Origin of the sequence: Saccharothrix lopnurensis, assembly GCF_042658445.1 — a bacterium.
GTDB lineage: Bacteria > Actinomycetota > Actinomycetes > Mycobacteriales > Pseudonocardiaceae > Actinosynnema > Actinosynnema lopnurensis.
On the sequence record NZ_JBHSQO010000110.1, the window covers coordinates 1 to 848 of the forward strand.

The 848-nt window shown below is 62.9% G+C and carries 1 protein-coding gene; it reads right to left on the reverse strand.

Annotated features, from left to right (window positions below; genetic code table 11):
- Positions 1–56: 56 nt before the first annotated feature.
- The gene (locus tag ACFP3R_RS37555; RefSeq protein WP_380643808.1) at positions 57–449 is read right to left on the reverse strand and encodes a hypothetical protein; all 393 of its coding nucleotides are present in this window, start codon (positions 447–449) and stop codon (positions 57–59) included.
- Positions 450–848: the final 399 nt, after the last annotated feature.

Below are 848 nucleotides of genomic sequence, written 5' to 3' on the forward strand. Positions count from 1 at the left end.
GCACCTGGATCGCAGGTGCCCCGCAGGGTCGGTTCACCGGGCCGGTCGGCCGTCGATCAGGGGAGGATGCTGACCAGGATCTTGGAGATGATGAGGTTGTCGATCAGGTCCAGGTCGTTGAGCGCGTCGATCAGGGCGTTCTTGAAGACCAGGTTGTCCTCGACGTTGACGGTCTTGAGGACGTTCTCCAGCTCGACCTCCAGCAGGTCCAGCTCGGTCCCGTTGAGGACCTTGTTGCCGCTCAGGATGTCGCCGAAGGTGATGACGGCGTCGGGCAGGACGTCCACGTCCACGTCCACGGTGCAGGCGACGACGTTGACGAGGCCGATCGGGGAGTTCAGGCAGCCGACGTCCGGCTTGGTGGTCGCCTGGGCGGCGGTCGAACCGCTGAAGAGGAGCGCACCGGTGATCGCGGTGAGAGCGGCACCCGAGACAAGACGCTTCAACAACTTGGGCTCCTAGTTCGAAGTTTCCGTCTGCGCCGATCGGCGTTGGCCAAATAGAAGCAGAACCGGGAACAGCCGCGCACGGGTCCTTTCGGGTGACCAGCCGAAAAGAGTCCGGGTAATTGCTCCTTTCGTCGGAGAGCCGTGTCACGACCAACTCTCGGGTATTTCCATGAAGCACCGATCCTTCTCACGGGCGCCTCGGACACGCTCCGCTCAAACGCGACCGGAAGGGTGATCCGCAATACAGAGGACGACTCGCGTTCACGGTAGGCGCGGCCCTGTTCGCGCACGTTGGGGAAATGACCGCACGAATGCGGGACGACGATCCTGCGCACTCGGTGACCGGCCTAGCCGAAACGTGGCGAACGGGTGAATCCGAGTCGATTGCGGATTACCGAA